24 protein-coding genes are annotated in these 25,882 nt (G+C 51.7%); 12 read left to right on the plus strand and 12 right to left on the minus strand.

What is annotated here, in order from left to right:
- Window positions 1–503 precede the first annotated feature (503 nt).
- Both FJU30_RS07925 and FJU30_RS07930 read left to right on the plus strand, forming a co-directional pair.
- Window positions 504–695 carry a transposase gene (locus FJU30_RS07925; RefSeq protein WP_150434438.1) on the plus strand — a complete coding sequence of 64 codons (192 nt, stop codon included), beginning with the start codon at window positions 504–506 and terminating at the stop codon, window positions 693–695.
- Between the two features lie 332 nt (window positions 696–1,027).
- Complete coding sequence (locus FJU30_RS07930) at window positions 1,028–1,516, plus strand: hypothetical protein (protein WP_150434439.1); 489 nt, start codon at window positions 1,028–1,030, stop codon at window positions 1,514–1,516.
- A 271-nt stretch (window positions 1,517–1,787) separates the two neighbouring features.
- Here the strand turns inward: FJU30_RS07930 and FJU30_RS27600 are convergent, their stop codons facing one another.
- The 3 genes from FJU30_RS27600 to FJU30_RS27610 form a co-directional block, all read right to left on the minus strand.
- Complete coding sequence (locus FJU30_RS27600) at window positions 1,788–1,874, minus strand: IS1 family transposase (protein ID WP_150434667.1); 87 nt, start codon at window positions 1,872–1,874, stop codon at window positions 1,788–1,790.
- 115 nt (window positions 1,875–1,989) lie between these two features.
- Window positions 1,990–2,166, minus strand: a complete 177-nt coding sequence (locus FJU30_RS27605) for an IS1 family transposase (protein WP_150434440.1) — start codon at window positions 2,164–2,166, stop codon at window positions 1,990–1,992.
- Between the two features lie 15 nt (window positions 2,167–2,181).
- Window positions 2,182–2,412: an IS1-like element transposase gene (locus FJU30_RS27610; RefSeq protein ID WP_150434441.1), complete on the minus strand. Its 231-nt coding sequence runs from the start codon at window positions 2,410–2,412 to the stop codon at window positions 2,182–2,184.
- A 567-nt stretch (window positions 2,413–2,979) separates the two neighbouring features.
- On the opposite strand from FJU30_RS27610, the gene FJU30_RS07950 reads away from it, so the two are divergent.
- Window positions 2,980–3,585: a class I SAM-dependent DNA methyltransferase gene (locus tag FJU30_RS07950; RefSeq protein ID WP_150434668.1), complete on the plus strand. Its 606-nt coding sequence runs from the start codon at window positions 2,980–2,982 to the stop codon at window positions 3,583–3,585.
- A gap of 745 nt (window positions 3,586–4,330) precedes the next feature.
- On the opposite strand, the gene FJU30_RS07955 is transcribed toward FJU30_RS07950, so the two are convergent.
- The 5 genes from FJU30_RS07955 to FJU30_RS07975 form a co-directional block, all read right to left on the minus strand.
- Window positions 4,331–4,729 carry a hypothetical protein gene (locus FJU30_RS07955; RefSeq protein ID WP_150434442.1) on the minus strand — a complete coding sequence of 133 codons (399 nt, stop codon included), beginning with the start codon at window positions 4,727–4,729 and terminating at the stop codon, window positions 4,331–4,333.
- A gap of 1,141 nt (window positions 4,730–5,870) precedes the next feature.
- Window positions 5,871–6,329: a cupin domain-containing protein gene (locus FJU30_RS07960; RefSeq protein ID WP_150434443.1), complete on the minus strand. Its 459-nt coding sequence runs from the start codon at window positions 6,327–6,329 to the stop codon at window positions 5,871–5,873.
- A 639-nt stretch (window positions 6,330–6,968) separates the two neighbouring features.
- A complete protein-coding gene (locus FJU30_RS07965) occupies window positions 6,969–7,559 on the minus strand; it encodes a GNAT family N-acetyltransferase (RefSeq protein WP_223881522.1) in 591 nt (196 codons plus the stop codon).
- A gap of 287 nt (window positions 7,560–7,846) precedes the next feature.
- Entirely contained in the window at window positions 7,847–8,188 is a 342-nt protein-coding gene (locus tag FJU30_RS07970) for a DUF5713 family protein (RefSeq protein ID WP_191091547.1), read from the minus strand.
- A gap of 346 nt (window positions 8,189–8,534) precedes the next feature.
- Complete coding sequence (locus tag FJU30_RS07975; RefSeq protein ID WP_150434444.1) at window positions 8,535–8,954, minus strand: hypothetical protein; 420 nt, start codon at window positions 8,952–8,954, stop codon at window positions 8,535–8,537.
- A gap of 631 nt (window positions 8,955–9,585) precedes the next feature.
- Here FJU30_RS07975 and FJU30_RS07980 point away from each other — a divergent pair.
- Together FJU30_RS07980 and FJU30_RS07985 are read left to right on the plus strand one after the other, a co-directional pair.
- Window positions 9,586–11,265: a methyl-accepting chemotaxis protein gene (locus tag FJU30_RS07980; RefSeq protein WP_150434445.1), complete on the plus strand. Its 1,680-nt coding sequence runs from the start codon at window positions 9,586–9,588 to the stop codon at window positions 11,263–11,265.
- 163 nt (window positions 11,266–11,428) lie between these two features.
- Window positions 11,429–12,400 carry a phosphotransferase gene (locus FJU30_RS07985; protein WP_191091548.1) on the plus strand — a complete coding sequence of 324 codons (972 nt, stop codon included), beginning with the start codon at window positions 11,429–11,431 and terminating at the stop codon, window positions 12,398–12,400.
- A gap of 126 nt (window positions 12,401–12,526) precedes the next feature.
- On the opposite strand, the gene FJU30_RS07990 is transcribed toward FJU30_RS07985, so the two are convergent.
- The 3 genes from FJU30_RS07990 to FJU30_RS08000 all read right to left on the minus strand — a co-directional run bounded on the left by FJU30_RS07990 (window position 12,527) and on the right by FJU30_RS08000 (window position 14,182).
- Window positions 12,527–12,820, minus strand: a complete 294-nt coding sequence (locus tag FJU30_RS07990; RefSeq protein WP_150434447.1) for a DUF1330 domain-containing protein — start codon at window positions 12,818–12,820, stop codon at window positions 12,527–12,529.
- A 189-nt stretch (window positions 12,821–13,009) separates the two neighbouring features.
- Window positions 13,010–13,339: a YnfA family protein gene (locus FJU30_RS07995; protein WP_150434448.1), complete on the minus strand. Its 330-nt coding sequence runs from the start codon at window positions 13,337–13,339 to the stop codon at window positions 13,010–13,012.
- A 75-nt stretch (window positions 13,340–13,414) separates the two neighbouring features.
- The gene (locus FJU30_RS08000; protein WP_150434449.1) at window positions 13,415–14,182 is read right to left on the minus strand and encodes a hypothetical protein; all 768 of its coding nucleotides are present in this window, start codon (window positions 14,180–14,182) and stop codon (window positions 13,415–13,417) included.
- 786 nt (window positions 14,183–14,968) lie between these two features.
- Here FJU30_RS08000 and FJU30_RS08005 point away from each other — a divergent pair.
- The 5 genes from FJU30_RS08005 (at window position 14,969) to FJU30_RS08025 (ending at window position 19,626) form a co-directional block, all read left to right on the plus strand.
- Window positions 14,969–15,589: a class I SAM-dependent methyltransferase gene (locus FJU30_RS08005; protein WP_150434450.1), complete on the plus strand. Its 621-nt coding sequence runs from the start codon at window positions 14,969–14,971 to the stop codon at window positions 15,587–15,589.
- A gap of 238 nt (window positions 15,590–15,827) precedes the next feature.
- Window positions 15,828–16,166 carry a DMT family transporter gene (locus FJU30_RS08010; RefSeq protein ID WP_150434451.1) on the plus strand — a complete coding sequence of 113 codons (339 nt, stop codon included), beginning with the start codon at window positions 15,828–15,830 and terminating at the stop codon, window positions 16,164–16,166.
- A gap of 303 nt (window positions 16,167–16,469) precedes the next feature.
- A complete protein-coding gene (locus FJU30_RS08015; RefSeq protein WP_150434452.1) occupies window positions 16,470–16,748 on the plus strand; it encodes an Arc family DNA-binding protein in 279 nt (92 codons plus the stop codon).
- A gap of 160 nt (window positions 16,749–16,908) precedes the next feature.
- Window positions 16,909–17,178, plus strand: coding sequence for a hypothetical protein (locus tag FJU30_RS08020; protein WP_150434453.1), 270 nt, complete (start codon window positions 16,909–16,911; stop codon window positions 17,176–17,178).
- A 777-nt stretch (window positions 17,179–17,955) separates the two neighbouring features.
- Window positions 17,956–19,626, plus strand: a complete 1,671-nt coding sequence (locus tag FJU30_RS08025) for a methyl-accepting chemotaxis protein (protein ID WP_150434454.1) — start codon at window positions 17,956–17,958, stop codon at window positions 19,624–19,626.
- A gap of 75 nt (window positions 19,627–19,701) precedes the next feature.
- Here FJU30_RS08025 and FJU30_RS08030 read toward each other — a convergent pair whose 3' ends face one another.
- Window positions 19,702–21,141, minus strand: coding sequence for a PepSY-associated TM helix domain-containing protein (locus tag FJU30_RS08030; protein ID WP_150434455.1), 1,440 nt, complete (start codon window positions 21,139–21,141; stop codon window positions 19,702–19,704).
- Window positions 21,142–21,810: 669 nt separating this feature from the next.
- Between FJU30_RS08030 and FJU30_RS08035 the strand changes: the two genes are divergently transcribed.
- Both FJU30_RS08035 and mdoH read left to right on the plus strand, forming a co-directional pair.
- The gene (locus FJU30_RS08035) at window positions 21,811–23,313 is read left to right on the plus strand and encodes a glucan biosynthesis protein G (RefSeq protein ID WP_150434671.1); all 1,503 of its coding nucleotides are present in this window, start codon (window positions 21,811–21,813) and stop codon (window positions 23,311–23,313) included.
- Window positions 23,306–25,861: a glucans biosynthesis glucosyltransferase MdoH gene (mdoH, locus tag FJU30_RS08040; RefSeq protein ID WP_150434456.1), complete on the plus strand. Its 2,556-nt coding sequence runs from the start codon at window positions 23,306–23,308 to the stop codon at window positions 25,859–25,861. Before FJU30_RS08035 ends, mdoH begins: the two co-directional genes overlap by 8 nt.
- Window positions 25,862–25,882 lie beyond the last annotated feature (21 nt).

Raw genomic sequence — 25,882 nt, forward strand, 5'->3', positions numbered from 1 at the left:
TTTTCATCTTTTTTCCCCCTGATTGCTCATTTTTCCTCCTTCATCTTCGTATTTTCAAAAATTGAACTTTAGCTGTTGCTACGTGTTGAAATCGGTAGTAAATCCATTGAAAGACTTCAGCGAACGACAAGAAGGGACGCAGGTGAAAGCAAGCGAAGTCATAAAAGCAGCAACGCAATGATCTTGCCCAGGAATAGTGGACACGCTGTTAAGCGAGTAAAATCATTAACAGGCGAACCATGGCGCAAGCAAAATCTGTAAAAAAGAGATCCCGTAATCAACATACTCTGAAGTTTCGCCAGCAGGCGCCGGCGCGCGCGAACCGCATCGACGTGGACAAAGCCGCTCGGGGTCCGGCCTGCATGACTCTCATCGCTATACGCCTGGCGCGGTAAACAAAGCCGGTAAAGCACCGCTTCTGAGCGTGAGCAGCAACTGGCATAATCTGTCCTTGATTTAGCGCCCACCGTATTTTCAAATCAATCAACGAAAGCGAGGTCACTATGTCAAGACAACAATATACCCCGGAGTTCGGGCGCAGAACCGTTGCGTTACTGCCCGAAAGCGGCCAATCTGGCGCTCGTATGGCGCAGGAGCCTGATCTCAAAGAGAACACGCTCTACAACTGGAAAAAACGTTATCAGGATAAGGCGGATACCGCTTTTTCCAGGGCGCTCCGCCTGCCCGAACAGTAGCTGGAAATTCGCCGCCTTAAGGCCGAAATCGTCGAACAGGAAGAGGATAAACTTGTCCTGAAAAAATTTTCGAAGGCGTTGTATGAATACGGCACTTTTGAGTTCTTTGGATAAAAGAGGGAAATCGCAGTTTTAGCAGTTTTAGCAGTTTTAGCAGTTTTAGCAGTTTTAGCAGTTTTAGCAGTTTTAGCAGTTTTAGCAGTTTTAGCAGTTTTAGCAGTTTTAGCGGCTATTGCTGCTTTTCAGGAAGATATGTCTGCTGCTGCGCGCGTAGTGTTGGATGCTTTTGTCAGCGGTATGCTTGCTGCAAATGGGTAATATGTGGGGTAATAATGGAAGTAACTAACGCAATTTCATTACAGATTATCCATGAGGCTACTCAGTTTAAGGCATCAGAATGTGCCGTGCTGCTGAATGGCAAAGTCACCGGAGTTAAGGTGGCAGGTAAAGTGCTGGAAGCTGCGGTTAAGATGGATGATGAGCTTTATCTTCTGTTTTTAACTGATGATGTTGTTTTTGAGGAATCACTGAACATATTTCTTATCCGATTAGGCGCTAATAGCGTCGCTGTTGATTGCGCCACTATTGGAGCAATGTATTGTTCTGGGATTTTTAAAAATATAAGAATAACGTCCTCTGACTCGGTTGAGTTTAATTTTATGGATGATGATCTATGGAAAGTAGCCGTCCATAATACGCCCAAACTGAGAGTTCCCTTTGTCAGTGAAGCTAAGAGGGTATTGCGCCCGGTTGGTTTTAAACGTCATTTTTCTATTTCAGTAAATCCTTTATCTGAAAATATTTTTAATAAAACGCATTGACAAAGCAGGGTGTGACTTCAATGCGTTTCAATGATGTTTTTCAATATAAGCACGATGATTTTTTATGTATTTAAAATGAACGGGAAGGCAGGTTTTTCCTTGCCAGATGTTTAAATAGCTTCGCATAATAGCGCCACATTTTCCTCTGCATGTTGAGTGACAACGGTATGATGATTCAATCCTGCTTCACTATTTTTAATGATTATTTAAATTGGTTTATCATCAGTTACTCGATGTAGCATGGTCAAAAGTGAAGCATCAATATGCGCAGCTATTTAATGTGGATTGATAAATTAAGGTTATGCCGCTCAATTCGCTGCGTGATTAGCTTACCCGTCAGGTATTTTTCCGACTCTATTTTTCGTGCGTAGTTGCCTCAATCATCGGTGGTGAAACTGCCAATATGGAAAGATTTTAACAAATCGGGATGCTCCCGACCGGTCCCATCCGTGCGGGGGATAAACACATGGTAATTATTTTTTTATTTTAGTATCAATCATATACCAAAGGCAGTTCTGCTGTTTTTTATTCTCCACGAATGACCATTGCTCATCCGGTTCACAGATCAGGGGGAGAGCATCATAGACAAGGGGTTTGTTTGTTACCTGTCGCGGAGCGCGTTTTTTTAATGTGCTTATGGCAGTGTTCATCCCGTTTTTCAGAATTTACCCTGTATCTCTAACCCCGGGACCATTCATCGCCACATCGGCAATTTTTTCTTTTGTTCCGGGCTGATGGGCGTTATAGAGATTGTTAACTTGAAAAGTACGGCGACAATATTGACAGTAATATCGGGAAAATTTGACCTTTCCCGTTCCATGCTTGCGGATGGGGTCTGTTTGCTGGCCATATCGGCAGGCAATTTTGCTAAATAGCTTCGCGCATTGAGGCTTCACTCTTGACCATGCAGCAGCGCATAACTGATGATAAAAAAATTAAAATAATCATTGAAAATAGTTAATTATAATCTAATCATGATGTCGTTGGCACTCAGCTGCAGCGCTATTATGCGACGCTATTTAGGCTGTGTCCCACAATTCATTTTTGTTGACTGACGATGAGAAAAATCATTAATTGTGTTTGTGCGTTTTCACTGCTGACCCCCTGTCAGGGCGGGGCGATTTTATATTGGTCAGATAAAGATAATGGCGGGACACGGGCTGGTGACCGTCATAAAACGTATCACTTAGACGTGAATACTTCTATCAAAGTAATGCCTGTAAGTCATTACCCCCGGGCTATGAACGTTGTGCTCAGGGCAGAACAGACCGCCGTACTTCAGGGGGCGCAGTGACAAAGAGGTGAGCGTCGTGCTGTGACAGCATACATTACGTGCCGCTTTCTGCGCTGAGCAGGCGCAATAATTTAATGGTATTATGTATTGGCATCTGCATTTTCAGAAACGCTGTATTCATTTTTTACTTAACATTTTTCAGTAAAAATAGCTACATGACGGGAGAATGATGAGCAATCCTGCGGCGAAAAATATTCTTTCCCTCTACCAGCGGCATGCTGATACCTTTGCCAGACAACGCTCATGCTCACTTTTTGAAAAAAACTGGCTGGATAAGTTTATCGCCGTAATTGGCTCGAGGGGGCGTATTCTCGATATCGGTTGTGGTAATGGTCAGCCCATTGCCGGGTATTTCATTCAACAGGGTTTTCAGCTCACCGGTATTGATGGCGCAACGGCGATGCTGGCGCGTGCTCGCGAGCGTTTTCCCGAACAGTGTTGGCTGGAGCAGGACATGCGCGAGTTAGCGCTCGACGAAACTTTTGACGGCCTGATCGCATGGGACAGTTTTTTCCATTTAACCCAGCAGGATCAACAGAAGATGTTCCCGATATTTGCACAGCACAGTCATCCGGGCAGCGCGCTGATCTTTACCAGCGGCACCAGTAATGGTATCGCAATGGGGCAATTTGAAGGTGAGCCGTTGTTCCATGCAAGCCTTGCGCCGGAAGAGTACCGCGTACTACTGGATGCGAGTGGTTTCGAGGTTATCGACATGGTGATGGAGGATCCCCAATGTTCGGGGCATACGGTTTGGCTCGCGAAAAGAAGATAAGGCGCGAGCCTGTGCATCACTCTGTGTCATTGCCACCAGATCTTGCCCGCTAACGGTTGATACAGCCTTAAACGGGGTTTCTTTTGTCAAATTATGCCGGCCTTAGGCTGAGTCCCGCAATTCATTTTCGCTGACAGACGATGAGAAAAATGCATTAATTTTGTTTGTTTTTTTGATCTGTTTTTGTGCGTTTTTATTGCTGGCTTCTGTCAGAGTTGTGCGATTTGACATCGGTCAGATAATTCGGGATACAGCCTAAATAGCTTCGCATAATCGCGCTACGCTTGCCCTGCCAGTTGAGTGACAATGATATTATCATCAACGTTTTTAATGATTATTCTAATCCTGTAATCATCAGTTACGCGCTGTAGGATGGTCAAAAGTGAAGCCTCAATGCGCGAAGCTATTTAGCTCGCCGTTGGTACTGTGTAGACGATGCCGGCTGTAATCAATTCCGATATATTCGATACCGTGCATTTCATCATCTTTTGCGTGTTGAACCGTTTATCCACGGATGATTTCCCCTGGCAAAATGCAGCGCCCTGCGGTATTTTTGTCGTCACGGCGTCCCTTTTACTGAGAAACGGAATATTTTTGCAGTATAGATCGGGCGGGAATGGAGCGCTGGGGAAATGTTAATCAGAGAGAAAACCGTCAGCAATCAATTTGCCAACGGTGAGCACAGTAAAATAAAAATTATTTTTATGCCTTTTAATGATGTCAAACTGTATCAGTTAATGAAAAGTTAACATTTCCCAATGACATCGCCAACTAATGCTGTGGTTGAATTCATTTCAGGAGTGTCTTTACTTAAATTAATTCTGGAGAACAGAACCTTATTTTCTTTAGTGATGGCCCAGCTATCAATCATAGTGTCGCCAAAGGAGCGATCTGTACCAATAATTGCATTTTTTGAAACAGGAATAAATTTCATACCCTCACCATACAGCGTGCCGTTTTGTTTTATGCTGATATTGCCCTCTGCAATGGTAAGGTGGATATCTCCTTCTAAAAGACGACTATCTTTGAATTGGTAGCTGTTCTCATTATAAGCAGCCTGCCCTTTTATATTATTTACAACCCAGCATTCGGCACTCACGTTCATTGACATAAAAGCCAGGAGGAAAAACAATCCTTTTTTCATCAAAATACCCTCTCATAAATGTTTAACTACATTTGTTATATTAATTGAAAGTCATCAGCTCAATTCGGTGATTAACATAGCTAAAATGTACTAAGAACATCGTTTGTTTCTCATTGCATGCCGCCATGACAAAAAATCACCTAATGCCGGCAGCAGTTGATGGTAAGATCATCAGCTTTAGAGCAAAAAGTGCGCAATAACGTTTTCATTTTTTCACTCCTGTCCAGAGATATGAATTGCGGAGTGCCGTAAGGCGGGCAGGATTAAATTATAAGCAGTGAATTTTTTAATGATTTAGAAAAGAAGGCGGCTGTTGGATAAAATAATTTTGTTGAGATTATTATTCAGTAAGTACATGTTCGATTACAATAAACCAATCATTTACAGAATATATTCGGCTGCATGATGACGCCAAAATCGATGAAATTCATTTTTTTATAGCGGCGCGTTTTATAACGTTCACTATCTAAGTTGCCTTCTAATATGGTCAGGAAATAGCTCCTTCCGTAAGCGTGGAACGTGGAAAGACGGATTTACCCGATATTTCTGCCAGCATAGTCAGTGTACTTTACCGATTAACCACCGTTACAACGTCTATAAACCCGGAACAAAAAATTGTCGACATAGCGAGGAATGACTATGGCATCAAAAACACAGTCCTGGTTTGAAAATAAATATAAACGCCGTCATGAGGACATTAAAAGATTTTCGCCATGGCAACCAACAAGCAGCCCATCGCCTATGGCGATATCGACCTGATTTGTGAGCCGGATAGATGATGGTTATTTGTGGGTAATAAAAAACAGCGGCGCTGTTTTTTATAGGTATTGGTACGAAAAAACAGGTCGTGCCTATGAGTCTGGTCCCTGCGCGGATGAAGTCTGCCGGAAGCCTCTCGATTTGTTGAAGCCTGTCATGTTGTTTTTTTACCACCGGTGATGGGTCCGCTACGCACGAGAGGGAAGGCGTAGCGGCTTAAGCCGCCGACAAATTTGCCGGGAGGACATTTGAATAACGCTCATGCCGGCTCACCGGATGGGCGGCAGGAACGCGCCTGCAATACCCTTCGGTGAGCCGGGGTAGCATCTCTCTGCCTCAGCGGCGATTTTGTCAGCAACTTAAGGTGCTGCAACGGGTCTTATTACTGTTTTTCGGCAACAAAGTCATCTTTATCGTCAACCATAGGGATATAGACTCTCACCCATTCGCTTCCTTCAACCATTTCCCAGCTATGTCCCGCGCCTCCGGTATCTTCAGCAAGCAGGACCGTTCCGGGTGCGATGGTAAACGTAGATCCATCGCTAACTTTGAACTGCAGTTTGCCTTTTAGCGTGATGACGTACTGTTTTCTTGGCGCCGGATGGGTATTTTTTTCCCAGTCTTCGGTAGAGTTGCTGAGCCAGAATTTCTGGGCGGAAATTTTTTCTAACGCCGGAATACTGCCTTTGATAAAGGCTGAGTGGTTGTCTGGCGTATTGATAAGCTTAATCGCCGGTATTCTGGCCGCATGTTCATTCGGCGTTTTGGCCGGCTGGCAATACCCTGTGATTGAAACCGCCATTGAGGCAACCATCAGGAGTACTAATTTTGCTTTATTCATAGACTAAGAACCCATAAAAGTGAGGTTGTTTTACTTGCCAATACGATAGGCAGACTTTCCCGGCCGGGGTGATCAACCCGTTCCGCCGCTAACGACTAAAAACACTGTGCTCCCTGAAATAGCCGGCTCAATAATGAGGGCGCATTTCACACAGACTCGCATTCTATATCGGTTAGTTAGCGCAGTGCCATCGCTGAGCGTTCGTCCCGACTTGTCTGCTTAAATAATCGGCTGCGCCGTTTTTGGCGCTATGATCGTGCAGGATTAAGCCACGCGTATTCCTGGAATAAGACCAGGGTGTGTCCCGTAACTGTTTTTTGTACAGATCAGCATGGTTATAACTGTGCAAAAAACGCTGTTAAGCGATAAAAATAGTCCTGAAAATGCTCAATATTCAACCAAAGATCACATTCGGGAAATGATTACTACATCACTTTTTGGTATGTCGGGAGGTTAAGGGACACACCCTAAATCTAATCAGTACATTTTTGGGGTCGTGATGATGGTAATTTCGCCGCTTCCGTCTGCGGATAAGCGATCACTCTTTCGATGACGTATCCGCGATAGGGATGGCCAATCGGCAGCGAGATTTCCCGGTTCGCGCATACTCGGTAAGCGGCAATCGCCGTGCTGCGGCACTTATTTTTTCTGATCTGTTTTGCATGCCATCCAGTAGTATTGATTATTATTGAATGTAAACTCGAGCAACACATCAAGCCCTAATTTTTTGCTGTGGGCAATATATGACCTTTCGTTGTTTTTATTAACGAACGTGACCAGATAATGGAATCTTTCCGCCATCTGTTTTAAGGAAAAATGGAATATATCGTTTAATAAACCTTTGCCTCTGTACGCTTTGTCGATGCATATCGGGCCATACTGGTATGAATTTTCAACGCTTAACTTTTCATTGTGGTAGGTGACGTCGTTTAATCTTTGTATCATGTATTGAAAGAATGGCCAGTTAGACCAATATGCCCATGAGGCGGCGAAAACGAAAGCGACTATCCTGCCGCTGTCTCTGGCGACAAATGCGCCACTTTCGTTCTGAATTAACGATGTCATTTGTTCTCTGTTCAATAGCGTGGTGACAAAACCATCTGCTTTATCTTCTGCGGCTATTGAGTCGATATGAAATTTTTTGTGAAGATCCATGATGGCATCAATATCAGATATGGTTGCAACGCTGATTTCCATTTTTCCTATTCCTCTGTTTTTCTTTTGCTGCATTAACGGTCCATCACGTAGCTGGACTCGTCATACTTCAGGACGCAGCAGTACTGGCTACGTCCAACTATTCCACGCATCCCTGCCGGCCGCAGCCAGCAACGGCCGAATCAGCCCTGGCCGGTTTGTTCCCCGCTTGCCGCGTGACAAGGCGGATTTATGCGCCTCATCTATAATGCGCCAACGCTCTGCGCTGTATCAAAACGTCTACGTTTGTTCTGCGGCTCGAGCTATTTAGCGTATAAACGCTGAAGGGAACCTCAAGCGGGAGCCTGAACGATAGCGTCCTTTTACCAGTCTCTGGTCGCAATCAGTTCTTCCGGGTCGGATTGTTCAAATCCATAGGCTTTGGCGATGAAGACAAAATCTTCACCAATACACTCTCTGGCGCTGGTTTCTATTTCGCTGCCCTGATCATCAAATTCTTCTGCCAGTTGATTAAACCTGTCGGTCGACTGCTGAGTGAGGGAATAGAACGCGTCGAGGTCGTCCGGTTTTTGGCTTTCAATCTGCATACAAAGATCCCGCAGAATCGCTTCGCCCTTTTTGACCAGAAGGTCGGGGAAATAGTTGTCCCGGTACATTTCCGCCAGAAAACGATGGCTTTTAATCGTCGGATTATCGATATTCAACGCAGTTCTCTCTTGATATTAACGTTTATTGGAAGCCCAGCCAGGCATTATACTCGCCATACTGCAGGTTGCCGATGCGTTGGCCGCGCTCAATTTTTCGGCCCGTTCCCGGACCTCACCCGCGCGCCGCCGCCAGCGACGTTCAAATCAGCGCGGCGGGCTTGTCACCCGATCACTTGCCTGTGTAAGCCCATCGGGATTAATGAGAGGCTCACCGAAGGCCGGCCGCTGGCTGGACAAATTCGTTGCCGACGATTTGTCCCTCGCTTGCCGCCTTCCCGCAACGCGAAGTATTTCGGCTATAGACCGAAAACCGCCGAACGCCGTCGCCCGGGAGAAGGGGAGGTTAGCCATTGACCGCGAAACTGGTCGGCTCATCGAATTCGAATTCAACGTCAAAGGTGTGATGTGGATCCCATGGAACGGTAAAGGACAGTTCGAAATTCTCGCACGACGGCTCCTGGAACCAGACTGAGAGTAAGGTAACGGCCTTGCTCATGCCTTCGGGGGTTTCTTCTTTAAGGAGTAATGACTCCTCAACGCCCAACTGTCTGAAATATTGGTAAGAGTAATTCTCGAGGATCAGCGCCGATGCTTTCAATATCAAGGCGTTGACGTCCGCCATTTTTTGCAGCGCGTTTTCTGTGTACGCATCATCCGGTCTGTCGTCTGAACTTAATGTCAGACAGAAATCGATCCCGGCGACTCTGATCGATGAACAGGTCCAGCTATCCTCATCCTGTTGGTCAAACTCTATTCCTGACATGAGTTTCCTCTTTATGTTGATGAAATTAAACAGCCTGTGATGGCTACAGTATGTCATCCGCGCGCTGTCATCAATATGGCGGCGCGGCGGCCTGACGGCGTCCCGGTATTTTCTCTTTCCTCGCTATGAATTCGGCTGGATTCACCTGCGGTAAGCCTGGGGCGTTAACGCGTTCGCCGATTCACAGTGGGCGCACGCAGTGAAGCGTTATTGTTCTCTACGATAGAATTGCCTTAATTAATAGCTATAAACTATCTTTATTGTCATTTTTGAATGTTTTTAGCGATCAAACCATAAAGATACAGTATGCCTGGCCGATAAACTCAGATACACAGAGAGATAAGGGCGGACGAATTCGGATAGGCATTATTCTGGCAGTTACTGTTGACCGGACATTATTCAGGCGTTAATTCCAGCGGAACTACTCTGAATTCGATTCATTACGTCCGGGTGATGTGAAACGTGTTTTCTGTATTGCGATGGCAGAGATTATTCTGGCGTTACTGTCTTCGCTTTTTATGTTATTCACGGTAGCAACTCCCTCCATGATTACCTGTGCCGTTGGCATCCCGCGCTTATTTTTCTCAAGGTGACTTATTGATTTTGTTATGAAATAAAAAAGGAACGGGTTATGCATTTGTCTGACTGGAAGATCGGCACTCGTCTGGGCGCCTGGTTTATCCTGCTCGTGTTCATGATTTGTGTTGTCAGCTTTGTCTCTATTTCGAGGCTGTCCGATTTTCATGACGATGCGCGCAGCATTGTGAAAGACATCTATCCACAAACAGTTGATTCCAACAGACTGATTGATAATGTTAATGCCGGCGTGCTGGCATTTCAGAAGCTATTGCTGGTAGATGGAAACGATAGAATTAACGAGGTGCGCGCCGAGATCGCGCCCATTTCGAAAAACATCAGCGAAATAATGCAGAAGATAGAGAAAAATGCGCATAACGCGGATGATGCGCGGTCGCGCCAGCTTCTGTCCGAGGTTCAGCGCCATCGCAATGATTTTCTGAACTCAGGGCAGAAAATCATTAGCCTGGTGACGGCGGGCGAGCGAGCTGAGGCGCTGAGTGAATTTAATAGCAATATGGACCGTATCCAGAGCGATTACCGCGTGGCCATTACGAACCTGATCGACCATCAGGATGACGCCATGGAGACCACGGTGGACGACATGGCGCATTCCTACAGTTTTAGCCGCTGGCTGCTGCTGGGAATTCTGGCCGCATGTATCCTGCTGGGCACCGTTGTTGCGCTGGCGATGGCTCGCAGCGTGACGCGGCCGATTCATCAGGCGTTGCTGGTAGCCAACCGCGTTGCCGCGGGCGATCTGACGTCGCTGATCGAAGCGCACGGTAAAGATGAGACCGGTATGTTGCTGCAGGCGCTGGAGCATATGAATACCAGCCTGCGGCAGATCGTCGGTCAGGTGCGCGATGGAGCGGAAAGTATCACTACCGCCTCGTCGCAGATTGCGGCCGGCAACCAGGATCTTTCGGCCCGCACCGAAGAGCAGGCCAGTTCGCTGGAGCAGACGGCCTCTTCGATGGAAGAGCTGACCTCAACCATTAAAAATACGGCGGAAAACACGCAGCAGGCCACTAGTATCGCCAATAAGGCCGCTGATGCGGCCAAACGCAGCAGCGATGTGATGTTGTCGGTCACGCATAAGATGCGCGGTATCCGTGACGCCTCTCAGCGTATGGCGGAGATTATCGGTGTAATTGACGGTATCGCTTTCCAGACCAATATTCTGGCGCTGAACGCGGCGGTTGAAGCCGCGCGCGCCGGCGAACAGGGAAGGGGATTCGCCGTGGTGGCCGGTGAAGTCCGTTCTCTGGCGCAGCGCAGCGCCACGGCGGCGAAAGAGATTAAGGAGCTGATCGATGACTCCGTCGGCAAGATCCACGAAGGGATGGAGCTGGTGGATAATGCCGAAGAGAATATCGGCGGCCTGACGACCCATGTGCAGGATGTGAACGATATCATTAGCGAAATCGCGCAGGCCAGCCACGAGCAAAGCGACGGCATCAATCAAATTAACATTGCGGTCGGGCAGATCGATAGTACGACTCAGCAGAATGCGGCGCTGGTGGAACAGTCCGCTTCCGCGGCGCTGTCGCTGCAGTCGCAGGCTTCTATGCTGGCGGAATCGGTACGGGCTTTTAAGCTGAACGAAGTCCGCGCGTCCGATCGCGTGGTAATGGCGTCCTCCCCGGCGCCTGCGCTGCCGACCCGTCCGGCCAATAGCGTAATTAAAGAGGAGCCCGCGGCTTCCTCCAGCGACGACTGGACCTCTTTTTAATCTTCACTTCCCGGGTGCCCGCGCGTCGGGCGCTATCGGGCCATTCCGTCAGAATACGCCGGCTGACTGCCCGTCAGCCGGCGTATTTTTTCAATCATCGATCTTCTGTCAGTTGGTTATAATGATCGGCGCCAGGGAAAGCGTTGCGTTATCCGGAGACAACATGAAAAGACTTAACCCAGCGATCCCGATCGACCGGGAGGCGGTGACGGCATACCTCAAAGGAACTCTCTATGCGCCGGTGTTATCCCTTTCGCTGCTCAATGAGGGGCGAATCGCGACGAATTACCAACTGGCGACCGCGCAGGGGCCGCTATATTGCCGGCTCTATCCGCATGATTACTGTTATGACCGCCTGGCGTTTGAAGTCGATGTGCTGCGCTACTTGCATCAACGCCGCATCCCCGTTCCCGAGGCGATTGCGTTACATAGCGGTGAGCGTATTTTCGCCGATGGCCGTTATCTCGGCTTCTTCTATATTCCGCTGGCGGGCAAGACGCTGCGCCAGACGGCGCTGTCGCCCCGCGTTGCCGGCCAGGCAGGCAAACTGCTGCGCCGTTTTTTAGACGAGGCCGCCCGCTATCCCTGCGCGGGTGAACCGGTCAACGAATATCACCGGGTCAGGACGCTCTGTTGCGATGGCGCAGCGGCTCTTCACGGCGCGGTATCGGCAGGCCACCAGCGACAGATTGCAAACTTTCTGGCGGGCGTTAAATATGAAAACTGGTTGAACGCCTCTCCGCGCAGCCTGCTGCATGGCGACTATTTTTTTGAAAATGTGGTGGTGCGGGACGGGGATATCGTCGGGATGATCGATTTTGGCGATGTCTATCACGGCCGAATGCCGATCGATATTATTGTCGGCTGCATGGAGTTTTCCGTTTTAACCGATAACGGGTGGGACTACGCCTGTATGTATCATTTCCTGACGTCGATGTATGACAAAATACGGTTCACCGGGCTGAACGCGGATATCTTTATTGAGCTGGTGCAGTTACAGTGCCTGAAGTTCTTTTTTTATACGTTCTCGCTGGATGAGACTGACACGCTGAATCCTTATCTCGGTCGTTTTCTCGCGCTGCATGAAGATGACAAGCGCAGAGCGCTGGCGCAGACTTTTAACCGGCTGAGATAGCGGGCTGTCCCGTATCAATTCCTCCCTATTATTCGCCGGCGAATCTTCGTACCAGCGGTCGGCCCCGGCGGACGTCATGCGAAGGCGTTTTCCGTTCTTCTTGCTGAAGAATGACGTCGTCGGTAGTTATTGCGAAATACCGTCAACCAGAATCAGGTTGCGGCTGAGCGCTTTATCGCGTACCTGCAGCGCCAGCGCATATTCGGGCGACTTGTACCAGGCTTTTGCCTGCGCCAGCGAGGGGAATTCGACGATAATTAGCTTACGCGAGGCGCTGTTTCCTTCCAGTTGTTCGGGTTGACCACCGCGCACCAGATAGCGCCCTCCGTACTGTTCGATGGAGGTGGCCGCCTTGCTGCGATAGAGCTGGAAGGCGTCGGGGTCTTTCGGGGTTACATCTGAAATAAGATAAGCTGACATGGCAACGCTCCTGTTACAGATAAAAATATGATGAATCAATACGGTGAATGCCAACGGCGCGCTCCCCGAATAGTCGTCGCGGCTCGGGAGCGTAAGTCGGCGCGCGTCGCTCTTTCGGGCGCCGGCTGGGGAAGCATCCCGGCGCGCGTCGGCCAGGCGTTGGGCTTTCGGTATTATCGCGCGGGTTGATTACGACTGGGGCTGCAGAACGATTACCGCCATGCCGGCCAGCGCAATTGCTGCGCCGGCGATATCCCAGCGAGTTAATAGCGCGCCGTCTACATAGCGTAGCCATGCCAGGGCCACCGCGATATAGACGCCGCCGTACGCCGCGTAGGTTCTGCCGGCCGCGGTGGGGTGGAAGGTTAGCAGCCAGGCGAAAACAGACAAACTGATGGCGGCGGGAATCAGCAGCCAGCGGCTTTTATCCTGCTTCAGAACCAGCCACGGCAGGTAACAACCGAGTATCTCCGCCACGGCCGTTACGCCAAACAGCAAGGTTAACCTGATAAAGTCCAAAATGAGTGTTCCCGTTAATGTTATCGAACTAAATTAACGCATGACAACGCTGCGGCACAAGCGGCGGCCTTGTCGTTATGGGTGCGAAGGATCATCCTCATCGGGCTGGCGAACGGTCTGCGCAACTTCTTTCGTGACCGCGGAAGTGACGGCGCCGGCGCCGGGCGTTACCCGGGTTACGGTTTCGCTGACCGTTCGGGTAACCTCGCGCGTATAGGGATTAATATAGCCGCCGGCCCTGATATGGCCGGCGACGCTTTGGCTATTGATCACCGAACGAGAGAGCGTGGATGAGGTGATGCGGAACAAACTGGACAGGCTGGACATGATCGAAACGAGGGTCAGCGCCGCCAGCGGGATGGACAACCACATTACGCTTATTTTGAATAGGGCTTCGCGCAGCGGCAGCGTATTCAGGCGGCGGCAGTAGATCACGGATAGCGCCAGCCAGCCGATCGCCAGCAGAGTAATGACGAGCGGGCTACTGATGTCGAAGATAAAACGGGCGAATAGCAGGGCGTAGAACAGCGCGCTGGTCACGATATCCTGCAGCAGGCTCTTCAGGCCGACAAGAGATTGCGTAATGTTATAAATAGCGAAGGCGATCAGGATCAGCCAGCCAACGATGGGGATAAACGCAATCAGCACGATAGCCAGCGAGAACAGCAACGCTTTGAAAACATCACGGTGCAGCCCCTTACGCACAATAAAATAAATGAAGTAACCGCAGGAAAACAGCACGGCCAGCGCCGGGAAAATCAAAGCGGACGGCGGCGCCAACAGAAAGCTCATTGCTCCGACCAGCAGCATAAAAGGCAGGCAGATGTATCCGGGGTTATTCATGTGTCCATGTCCGTATTAATAAAATGGCCGAGCATCGCAGGATGTTGACTACCGATCTGATTCTACCTGACTTTAATGCGCAGCGGAAAGGTGTCTGACAAGCGGTTAATCCCGGCGGATGCCCTCTCCAGGTAGGTTACCAGGATTAGTGAACGGTATCCTGTCGATCACCGAGGCTGGCCGGGCAGCTCAAATTCGTTTGCAAGGAATTTGTCTCTCGCTGGCCGCGTGACGAGGCGCATAAACGTCCCTGGTCCGCAAAGGGCGTCGCGTTGATTAAAAAAATAACGTTCTGCCGTGTAAGCCGAATTATTCAGGGTATATGTGGCGATGGTCAGCCGTATTAAATACACCGTCATTTGGTGAGTGGTGAAAAGCATGGACACAGTAACCGACTAAAGCTAATTAATAGCAAGATCTCGAGGGTTGCATTTATACCCTTAATAGGGTAAATGTCGGGTTGTCTCGTTATTAGCATGATTTATGTCGCACGACGGGTACTCGCAACATCTACACCCGTCATTCTTCAGGCTGCAGGTGCGCTGGCTGTGTTTACCCACACGAATCACTTACTGGTGTCGGTTTATCGGGATTAATGAGAGACATCCTGTCGCTCCCCGCAGGCCAGTCTTCGGCTGGTCAAATTTGTTCCCGGCGAATTTGTCCTTCGTTTGGCGTCCTCCTGCAACCCGCATTATTAAGGCGCATATTCTGTTGGCTATGGACATTATTTTTAAATAAGAACGATGGTCATTAACATTATTATCACAATATAAGGGAGAGAAAATGAGCAATCCGTGGCAGCAAGTTTCTTTATCGGATTATGAATCGCACATGCAATTGCCGGATGTCGGTCAGCTGCAGGCATTGAATACGATTATGCGCCATCAGTTCAATGATTTTCCTGTCAAAACACTGTGCGTGCTGGGCGTCGCGGGCGGTAACGGACTGGAGCATATCGATCGCGAATCGATCGAGAAAGTATATGGCGTTGACATCAATGAGGATTATTTGAATAACTGCCGCCAGCGCCATGGCTACCTGGGCGATACGCTGAGCCTGCTGAAGCTCGATCTGACGCAGGCGGAAGTACAGATTCCCGCAGTGGATTTAATTGTCGCCAATTTGCTGATTGAATATATCGGGCTGGATGTATTTTGCGCTAAGGTGCGGGATCATTCCGCCAAATTTGTTTCTTGCGTGATTCAGAAAAATAACGGCGATTCGTTTGTGTCCACATCGCCGTATCAGGATTCATTCGGCGAGATCTCGCAATTGCACCATGATATCAACGATGAAAAGTTGATCGCCGCCATGCAGGATATCGGGTTTTCGCTAGTCGCCAGTGAAACGACGGTCTTGCCTAACCTGAAGCAGTTCGCGACGCTGGACTTTCAGCGGCAGTAACGAATAAGGCCGGTCGGAGAGGGGCGTGGCGCTTTGCCTTAACGCAGCGAAGTATGCCGCGCCTGAATATTTTCTCCGGTCTTTTCCCTCTATCCGGCGGCGCAACGCGTGCGTCGCGGCAAACGCAGTCCGGCATTGCCAGTCAGAATCGTTAATGGGAGAATGTTTGCCGCCGCTTCCCGGCTATTTTTCACCCGTGGATAAACGGGTCGGTTATTTTTTGCAAAGAGTGGTGAATATGAATAACGGGGGTATGGTTTATCTCGCCGTGGCTATTGTGATGGAAGTTATCGCAACAACATGCCTGAAGGCGTCGGATGGATTTACTCGCTGGTTGCCCGGCGGGATCACGATCGTTTGCTATGCGCTGTCATTCTGGTGTCTTTCTATTACGATGCGTACCTTACCGATAGGCATCATTTATGCTATCTGGTCCGGCGTCGGTATTGTGCTGATTGGCATCATTGGCTGGCTGGTGTATGGCCAGAAACTGGATCTTCCCGCGCTAATTGGTCTGGGTATGATTATTGGCGGCGTAGTGGTGGTCAACGTATTTTCTTCATCGGTCAATCATTGATCAAAATATAGCGTGGCGCTGGAAATTAAAACGGGTGTGTCGGGTAAGATAATTGACTCACGGCGCCTGGGATGGCGTTGACGTATAATATCCATTCGCCATGTGCGGAATAATATTAACGGCTGACGTATTCAGGCGATAAAAAAACGGATAATGATTGCCGCGCCGCAGACGCTAAATTATGTGAGCTAATTAACAGAAATACCAGGCCATGTGACAGTTAAATTAAATTTTTATTACAGTATGGACATTGAGTCTGGCCTGGCTTAACCTGGTGCTTTCCCATATGAGAAAGGTAATAAAATGAGTGAGATGTCGGGGTTGTCACTGAAGATTCCTCTGGAATTGAAAGAGAAAATTAAAGCTGCCGCGCTGGAAAATAATCACTCCATTAGTACCGAAGTCAGTATCCGTCTTGCGCAAAGCTTTGAACCTGCAGTTGAAACGGAGAAGCCTGCCGTGCACAGCGACGCGGTGGATAGTCAGAATACCGAAGAAAAGACAGAAAATCCGTTGACGTCAAAAGAATTAAAGAAAATTAGACAGTTACTAAAAGAAAAAGGTTCTGCTAAGAAGAAATAACCCGCCACGACTCTACCCGGCATGCCATTGCCCATTTTCCCCGCCAGATAAAGCAATGGCATGCCGCTTGCCTGACATTGCGACTGTTCGATAGCGACCGATAAGGTTTTTCCACTTTCTGCCGATAGTTAATGATCAATCATTATTGCCGGAGGCGCGCATGCTGGTGGGAACCTTAAAAGAGACGCTTATTTTTGAAAAAAATGACGACAAGGGCGCGAGTTACCGGTATGAGATCTACAAAAACGAGCAGAAATCGGGTTACTTCGCCGTTATCTATCAGCAGAAAAGCATTGTGCTGAACAACCAGTCGCTGCTCGTCTGGGCGATAGCCGAAAGCCACTGGCGACTGAAAGCCGGCTATATTCCCAACGCGCGGATGGAATGCCAGTCTCACTGGAAGGTCACTTTTCAGCATCAACCAGCCTGAGTAATCCGGCCTCCCGCCAGACAACATGCCGTTACCCCTCTCGTCACATTATTGCGTGCCGTCGATGTGCGGTTTGCGCTCAAGGCTCCGTCCATTCCAGCTCCTCGTTCTGCAGACCGCGACATCGCTCCGCGACCGGCGATAGTGTTTGCGATGGCGCGCGGCCGGCGCGACGCTTTTTTGGCTCACGCCTGATTTATCCTTCTGGTCGCCGAAAAACGTTTCTCTGCTCCGACATAAGAGAAAGAGTCCGCGTTCATTGCGTTGTCGGTGGCCGGCGATATCAATAAACGCCGACGGCGCGCTTAAATTTTCGGCAATCCCACACTGGATTCGGAGATCAAATCATCTTTGATAGATTTTTTCTATAATCTTGGTTTTTTTAACCTGTTTTACCGATCGGTGCCATAAAGATTCCGGATTGCGTGCCGATACCAGCCAGGAATGAGATGAGAGCTGCCCGGCAGTTCCCTATATCCTGACTTTTGTCAGCCGTCAGTGTAAATAATGGCAGGAATACCCGCACCGCATGGTCGATAACGCTTTTTATATAAATAAAACAACATCCGCGTCTTCGTCAGAACCGCGCAATGACATAAGGTCAGATGCGCAGTTTTTCATCCATCCTGCCTGTTTTTTGCCATTCAGAAAAGAGCGATTTTTTTCTAATACTGTTTTCCTTATCTCTCCGATATCTGAGAAATATATCGGAAAATCAGCCGGGGAATAATTTTCGGGCAGGAAGACAGTTTGTTTTTATTACATAAGGAGATAAGCGTGAACATTTCAAACTGGCGTATTGGTTTTAGATTAGGCGGAGGATTTTCCCTGTTAATTCTGTTGCTTATTCTGGTGGGCAGTATCGCTATCGTCAATCTGGGGCGTTTTCATGAGCGGGTCGATACTATCGTAACGAAGGATTATCCGCTAACCGTAAAAGGCAATAATTTGATCAATGGATTAAACGATGCCCTGCTTGAAATTCAGCTGCTTTTAGTGCTGACGGAGCCAGAGCAGATTAATCGTAAGGTTGAAGATGTTAAAGCGATCAGCCAGAAACTGACCGCGCTGCTGGACGATCTGCAAAATACGGCGAACGATGAAAAATCGCAGGTGATATTACGCGACATTATGCGCTCGCGCGAAGCCTTCCTGGCGACTTACTCGAAGGTCGTGCAGTTCAGCCTGAGCGGCGAGCGCGAGCGCGGACAGGCGGAGTTTATGGACGTGATGCGCCCGGTGCAGCACACTTACAAGGAGCAGGTGACAAAGCTGATCAACAGCCAGGACGAGCGCATGTCCGCCTCTGAGCGGGAGGTGCTGGAAAGCTATCATTTTTCCCGTTCGCTGCTGGTGAGCATGATTGTTTTCGGTCTGCTGGCCGGGGCGATGATTGCCTGGTTGATCACTCGTAGCGTGGTCAGGCCGATTAAGGATGCGTTACAGGTGGCGGAAAAGGTAGCCAACGGCGATCTGACCTCCAGCATTAATGTGACGCGGCGGGATGAAACCGGTCAGCTACTGCTGGCGCTGGATAATATGAACGGCAGTCTGCGCGCTATCGTCAGCCAGGTGCGCGATGGGGCGGAAACCATCTCTACCGCGGCGTCGCAGATTGCCGCCGGTAACCAGGATCTGTCGGCCAGGACGGAAGAGCAGGCCAGTTCGCTGGAAGAGACGGCGTCCTCGCTGGAGCAACTGACTTCCACTATCAAAAATACGGCGGAAAACACCCATCAGGCGACCTCTATTGCCGCCGAGGCTTCGCAAACCGCGCAGCACAGCAGCGAAGTTATGGGGTCGGTCACCGAAAGAATGCGCGGCATTCGCGACTCTTCTCAGCGCATGGCCGATATTATCGGCGTGATTGACGGTATTGCTTTCCAGACGAATATTCTGGCGCTTAATGCGGCGGTGGAAGCGGCGCGAGCCGGCGAACAGGGACGTGGTTTCGCGGTGGTCGCCAGCGAGGTGCGCTCTCTGGCGCAGCGTAGCGCAACGGCGGCCAAAGAAATTAAAGATCTGATCGATGATTCGGTAGACAAGGTCAGAGACGGTATGTCGCTGGTGGAAAACGCCGGCGAAATTATCGAACAGCTCGGCAAAGGCGCGCAGAACGTCAGCGGTATTATTGTGGAAATCGCTCAGGCGAGTCGCGAGCAAAGCGACGGTATTAATCAGATCAACCTTGCCGTCGGGCAGATCGACACTACCACGCAGCAAAACGCCGCGCTGGTTGAGGAAGCGGCCTCGGCGGCGCTGTCGCTGCAGTCGCAGGCCACCAGTCTGACGCAGATGGTCAGTACCTTTAAGCTTAACGCGTCGGATCGTCTGATACAGCCCGACGAGTATAAGGCACCACGCCAGTCGACGGCGCTGCCGGCGGCAAAATTGATGGATAAGAGCAACGCGAAACAGCAGGAAGAGGCCAACTGGAGCTCGTTTTAACCTGGCTCTTCAGGCGGCATGCGGGATGATGAGTCCGTATGCCGCCCCTTTCTTGTCTGTCCGGCCTTCGCGACGTCAGACGCCGCGTCGCCGCCGCAGCGCCCAGCGCGCCACGTCAAGCAGCAGAAAAACCAGCAGGCTGAACCCCATGACGGGCAAAAACCATCCCAGCAGCAGCGCGGCCGGCGGCAACGCTAAGCGTACGGCGAACGGGCTGCGCAGAAATACCGCCGTCAGCGTCCGCGCCGGATTGGGGTGATTGCCGTGACGCGGCCGCTTTAGCCACCACATCCGGTATCCCCAGATAATCGTCACGCATAGTCCGGCGCCGAACAGAACCAGCACCAGTTGGTTCAGCCAGCCGAACAGCACTCCCATATGGGCATCCACGCCCCAGCGGGTCAGTTTCGCCGCCAGTGGAAAGCGGCTGAAATCCGTTTTGTCCACCACCGCCAGCGTCGTGGGATCGACTGCGGCCGCGTCCACCTGCGTTGGCCAGTGCCGATCGATTTCCGTCACCCGCCAGGCGCGGCCGGTCTGGGCTGCGGGTCTTATTTCTACTTTTTCCGCATCAATGCCGGCCATACGTGCCTGGGCCAGAACCGCATCGAAGGTTTCCGCCGGCGCGGGCGGATGCGCCTGCCCGGAGGCTGACGGCGTATGGTGATGTTCGTGTTCATGCATCGGCGTTTCGGGAGCGGCGAGCAGGGTGTTGACGTCCGGCGTTTGCCATTCCAGCATGTTGCGCACCGCGCTGATGTTGCCGCCCGCCCACTGTGACCAGGTCAGCCCGGTCGCGGAGAAAAATATCAGCCCGGGCAACAGCAGCAGACCGACGATGCTGTGCCGGCCGCGTAAACGGACTCTGCGTCCGGCCGCGGAGCGACTGCGGGCGCTGGCGCGCTTGCTTCTGACGCCGCGCGTCCGCGTCATCCACCACAACAGCACGCCGCCCAGCGCGGCGACCCACAGCCAGGATGCCGCCAGCTCGCTGTAATTGCGGCCGATATCGCCGGGCAGTAACAGGCTGCGATGCAGGTAGTCCAGCCAGGTGCGCAACGGCAGTACGCCGCTGGTGCCATACACCATCAGATCGCCGCGTACCGCCAGGTTAACCGGATCGATAAAGATAGCCCGGCTTTCCGACGGGCCAAACCCGTCGGATGCAAACATCACCCGGGTGGTTTCGCCGGCCGCCGCCGGGCGCACCGCCGACAGCCAGATATCGGCGCGCGCGCCAATAACCGACTGCGCCGCGTTAATCTGTCGCGACAGCGGCTGAACCTGGCCGCGGCTGTCGCTAAACAGCTGCCGGGCATAGAGATGATTTTCTATTTGCGGCGTTAGCGCATACAGCGTGCCGGTCAGCGCGGCCATAAAGATAAACGGGCCGACAAACAGGCCGATATAAAAGTGCAGCCGCATCAGCAGCGCGATCAGCGCGGCGCGCGGCGACAGCGCTGTCGCATCCTGCGAGACAGGCGCGGCGCCGTATGGCGTATCAGGGTGAGACATTATTCGTTCTGCCGTTCAGCGGGATAAATATTCAGCACTGCGCGTCGCGGCGGCGAGAGACAAACGCAGGAGCCGGGCGATCACGCCGCGCAAACGCTTTCCGTCGTCGAAATTGATGCCGCGCCACAGGGTGCGGTGGCTCATGCTGTAAATAAAAAAGTGGCGCTACTGTACCTTATTTTCGCGCCGGGTGATGAGCAATTCGTTAACGTCTGACTGGTCGGATGATATATGGCGCTAACGCGCTGTATATCATCACACCATTGAATTGGCGGATCAGGGCGGGTTGCACAATAGGGCGTTTGTCGTACGCGTCGCTATCGCGGGTTGGCGATAGAATAATAGCGTAAAGGACGGGAGGCGATAGCGGGTTGTCATTATTTCCTCATTGTCAGCCTGCATTTTTGGCGTGTTTTTTGCCCGCTTTCAGATTCATCTGAGTGAGCGCAATCCTTTGTTACAGGCGGTTTCGGGGCAGAATGATGTTTCGCTGTTTAATCACTGAACTGTTATGATGAACCATATGTTTATCAGGTTGTCGGAAAGCTAAATTATCCATTAATATGGATTTTAATTAGTGTGAGCACACGAACAGGGGGAGATGTGCTGGTCAATAAATCTGAAGTAAGGCCGCGAGTAGCCAGTCTGAGCTGGCTTTCTGCTGCCGTCATGTTGTCGCTATCTTCTTTGCCGGCATGGGCATTTAGCATCGATGATGTGGCCAGTCAGGCTGAAAAGCTTGCCGCCAAAGGGTATGAAGCCCCTAAAAGCAATTTGCCGGCGCAATTTCGCGATATGAAATTTGCTGATTATCAGCAGATTTCGTTCAATCACGATAAGGCTTACTGGAACACATTGCAGACGCCTTTCAGGCTGCAGTTTTATCACCAGGGTATGTATTTCGATACGCCGGTCAAAATTAACGAAGTGACCGCCACCACGGTGCAGGAAATCAAATATTCCGCTGATTATTTTAATTTCGGCCCGGTTAACCACGATCCCGAAACGGTAAAAGATCTGGGCTTTGCCGGGTTCAAAGTGCTTTATCCGATCAATAAAGTGGGTAAAGACGACGAAATCCTCAGCATGCTGGGCGCCAGCTACTTCCGCGTTGTCGGCCGCGGTCAGATCTATGGGCTATCGGCCCGCGGTCTGGCTATCGATACGGCGCTTTCTTCGGGCGAAGAGTTCCCGCGTTTTCGCGAGTTCTGGATTGAGCGGCCGAAGCCGGAAGATAAGCACCTGGTGATTTATGCGCTGCTGGATTCGCCGCGCGCCGCCGGCGCCTATCGCTTTACCATTTACCCGGCGCGGGATGGCATCGTGGATGTTCAGTCGCGGGTCTATCTGCGCGATAAAGTGGGTAAAATCGGTATCGCGCCGCTGACCAGCATGTTCCTGTTCGGGCCGAATCAGCCCTCGCCGACCATCAACTATCGTCCGGCGCTGCACGATTCCAACGGCTTGTCTATTCACGCCGGTAATGATGAATGGATCTGGCGCCCGCTGAACAATCCTAAGCATCTGTCGGTCAGTACCTATACGGTTGAAAATCCGAAAGGCTTTGGTCTGCTGCAGCGCGGCCGCAACTTCAGCGGCTATGAAGATCTGGACGATCGCTACGATCTGCGTCCGAGCGGCTGGGTTGAACCGCGCGGCGAGTGGGGCAAAGGGAAAGTCGAACTGGTGGAAATCCCGACTGCGGATGAAACCAACGATAATATCGTGGCGTTCTGGACGCCGGAAACGCTGCCGGAAGCGGGTAAACCGCTGGAGCTGAATTACCGTCTGCGTTTCACCCGCGATGAAGACGCGCTGCATTCGCAGGATATCGCCTGGGTACAACAGACCCGTCGTTCCACCGGCGATGTGAAGCAGTCCAACCTGATTCGTCAGCCGGACGGCACGGTGGCGTTTGTGGTCGACTTCCACGGTCCGGTAATGGAGGGCATGGACGAGCAGACGCCGATTACGGCGCAGGCCAGCATTGGCGATAACGGTGAAATCGTCGAGAACAGCGTACGCTATAATCCGGTGACGCACGGCTGGCGTCTGATGCTGCGCGTGCGCGTGAAAGACAATAAGCAGCCGACGGAAATGCGGGCCGCGCTGGTTAATGGTGAAACGACTCTGACGGAAACCTGGAGCTATCAGCTACCTGCGAATGAATAAGTCAACCTTTTCTGCTCCCGACTATATCGGGAAGCTGCCTCTTTCTGCCGGGCAGAAAGAGGCGCTGCAACAGGCTCTGCCGTCTTCCGGCAGCGATCAGTTATCCGCTCTGCATCAGCAACTGTCCGACGGGCAGGCGATAGAAACGCAATCCGCCGATGACGTTGCGCTGAACTCCGTGCAGCGCCGTCTGGAGGCTGCATGGCCGGACGCGCTGGCGCAGGGGAAACAGCTGGGCAAGGATACGCAGGGGAGAACGGCGCTGAAAGCCATGCCGGTGATTAAGCGCACCCCAATGTTTCCCGACGCCTGGCGCACCAATCCGGTGGCCCGTTTCTGGGACAGCGTGACGGGGCGGCAGAAGGCGAGCCGCCATCATCACGGCAGCCCGGAAGAGAGGATCGCGGAGAATAAGTGGCGCATGGTCGGCACTATTCGACGCTATATCCTGCTGGCGCTGACGCTGTTTCAGACCGTCATCGCCACCTGGTATATGAAAACGATCCTGCCATATCAGGGCTGGGCGCTGATCGACCCGTTTGAGATGGTGCATCAGCACTGGCTGCAATCGGTGCTGCAACTGCTGCCTTATGTGCTGCAAAGCGGCATTCTGGTGCTGTTCGCCGTGCTGTTCTGCTGGGTATCGGCGGGATTCTGGACCGCGCTGATGGGCTTCCTGCAGCTGATGATCGGACGCGATAAATACAGTATCTCCTCCACCACGGTGGGCGATGAACCGCTCAATCCGCAGCATCGAACGGCGCTTATCATGCCGATCTGCAATGAGGATGTTGAGCGGGTATTCGCCGGGCTGCGGGCGACCTATGAGTCGGTCGAAGCCACCGGACAGATCGACCATTTCGATATTTACGTCTTGAGCGACAGCAACGATGCGGATATCTGCGTGGCCGAACAGAAGGCCTGGATGGAGCTGTGTCGCGATGTCGGCGGGGCCGGACGTATTTTCTACCGTTGCCGTCGCCGCCGCGTGAAGCGTAAAAGCGGCAACATCGACGATTTCTGCCGGCGCTGGGGCAGCCAATATAGCTACATGGTAATCCTGGACGCCGACAGCGTGATGAGCGGCGAGTGCCTTACCGGCCTGGTTCGGCTGATGGAAGCCAATCCGAATGCCGGCATTATCCAGTCGGCGCCGAAAGCATCCGGCATGGATACGCTGTACGCGCGCTGTCAGCAGTTCGCCACCCGCGTATACGGGCCGCTGTTCACCGCCGGTTTGCATTTCTGGCAGTTAGGCGAGTCGCATTACTGGGGGCACAATGCGATTATTCGCATCAAGCCGTTCATTGAGCACTGCGCGCTCGCGCCGTTGCCGGGCGCCGGTTCGTTCGCCGGGGCGATTCTGTCGCACGACTTTGTGGAAGCGGCGCTGATGCGGCGTGCCGGCTGGGGCGTCTGGATTGCTTACGATCTGCCCGGCAGTTATGAAGAGTTGCCGCCTAATCTGTTGGATGAATTAAAACGCGATCGCCGCTGGTGTCATGGCAACCTGATGAATTTCAGGCTGTTTCTGGTTAAAGGCATGCACCCGGTTCATCGCGCGGTATTCCTTACCGGGGTGATGTCCTACCTGTCGGCGCCGCTGTGGTTTATGTTCCTGGCGCTTTCCACCGCGCTGCAGGTGGTGCATACGCTGATGGAGCCGCAGTACTTCCTGCAGCCGCGGCAGCTGTTCCCGGTCTGGCCGCAGTGGCGTCCCGAACTGGCGATCGCGCTGTTTTCCACCACGCTGGTGCTGCTGTTCCTGCCCAAACTGCTCAGCGTTATTCTGGTGTGGGCGAAGGGCGCAAAGCCCTATGGCGGCGCTTTTCGGGTGACGCTGTCGATGCTGATCGAGATGCTATTCTCGGTGCTGCTGGCGCCGGTGCGCATGCTGTTTCATACGGTGTTCGTGTTCAGCGCCTTCCTGGGCTGGTCTGTGCAGTGGAAGTCGCCGCAGCGCGATGACGACGCGACGCCCTGGAGTGAAGCTTTCGTGCGCCATGGCTCCCAGCTGGCGCTGGGGCTGGTGTGGGCGCTGGGCATGGCCTGGCTGGATCTGCGTTTCTTATGGTGGCTGGCGCCTATCGTCTTCTCGCTGATTTTGTCGCCGTTCGTGTCGGTCTACTCCAGCCGGGCGTCGCTTGGGCTGGCCTGCAAGCGCGCCGGTCTGCTGCTGATACCGGAAGAGTATGCGCCGCCGCGTGAGCTGGTGGCGACGGACGAATATTGTCGTCAGAACCGGCAGCGTAAGCTGGAAAACGGGTTTATGCACGCCGTGTTCGACCCTTCGTTTAACGCGTTGACCAGCGCGATGGCTACCGCCAGGCACCGTTTCAGCCAGGCAATCGAGGACGGGCGGGAACTGCGCGTCCAGCAGGCGCTCAGTCGGGCGCCGATGGAGGTCGACAACGCCAGTCGACTGGTTCTGCTCAGCGACCCGGTAACCATGGCGCGTCTGCATTTCCGGCTGTGGCAGCGGCCGGAACGTCACGCGGACTGGAATGAGTACTACCAGACATTAGCGCCGCCGGCGGGCTTGAGTTGATGGCGCGTTAACGTGAAAAGG

This window comes from Affinibrenneria salicis, assembly GCF_008710095.1.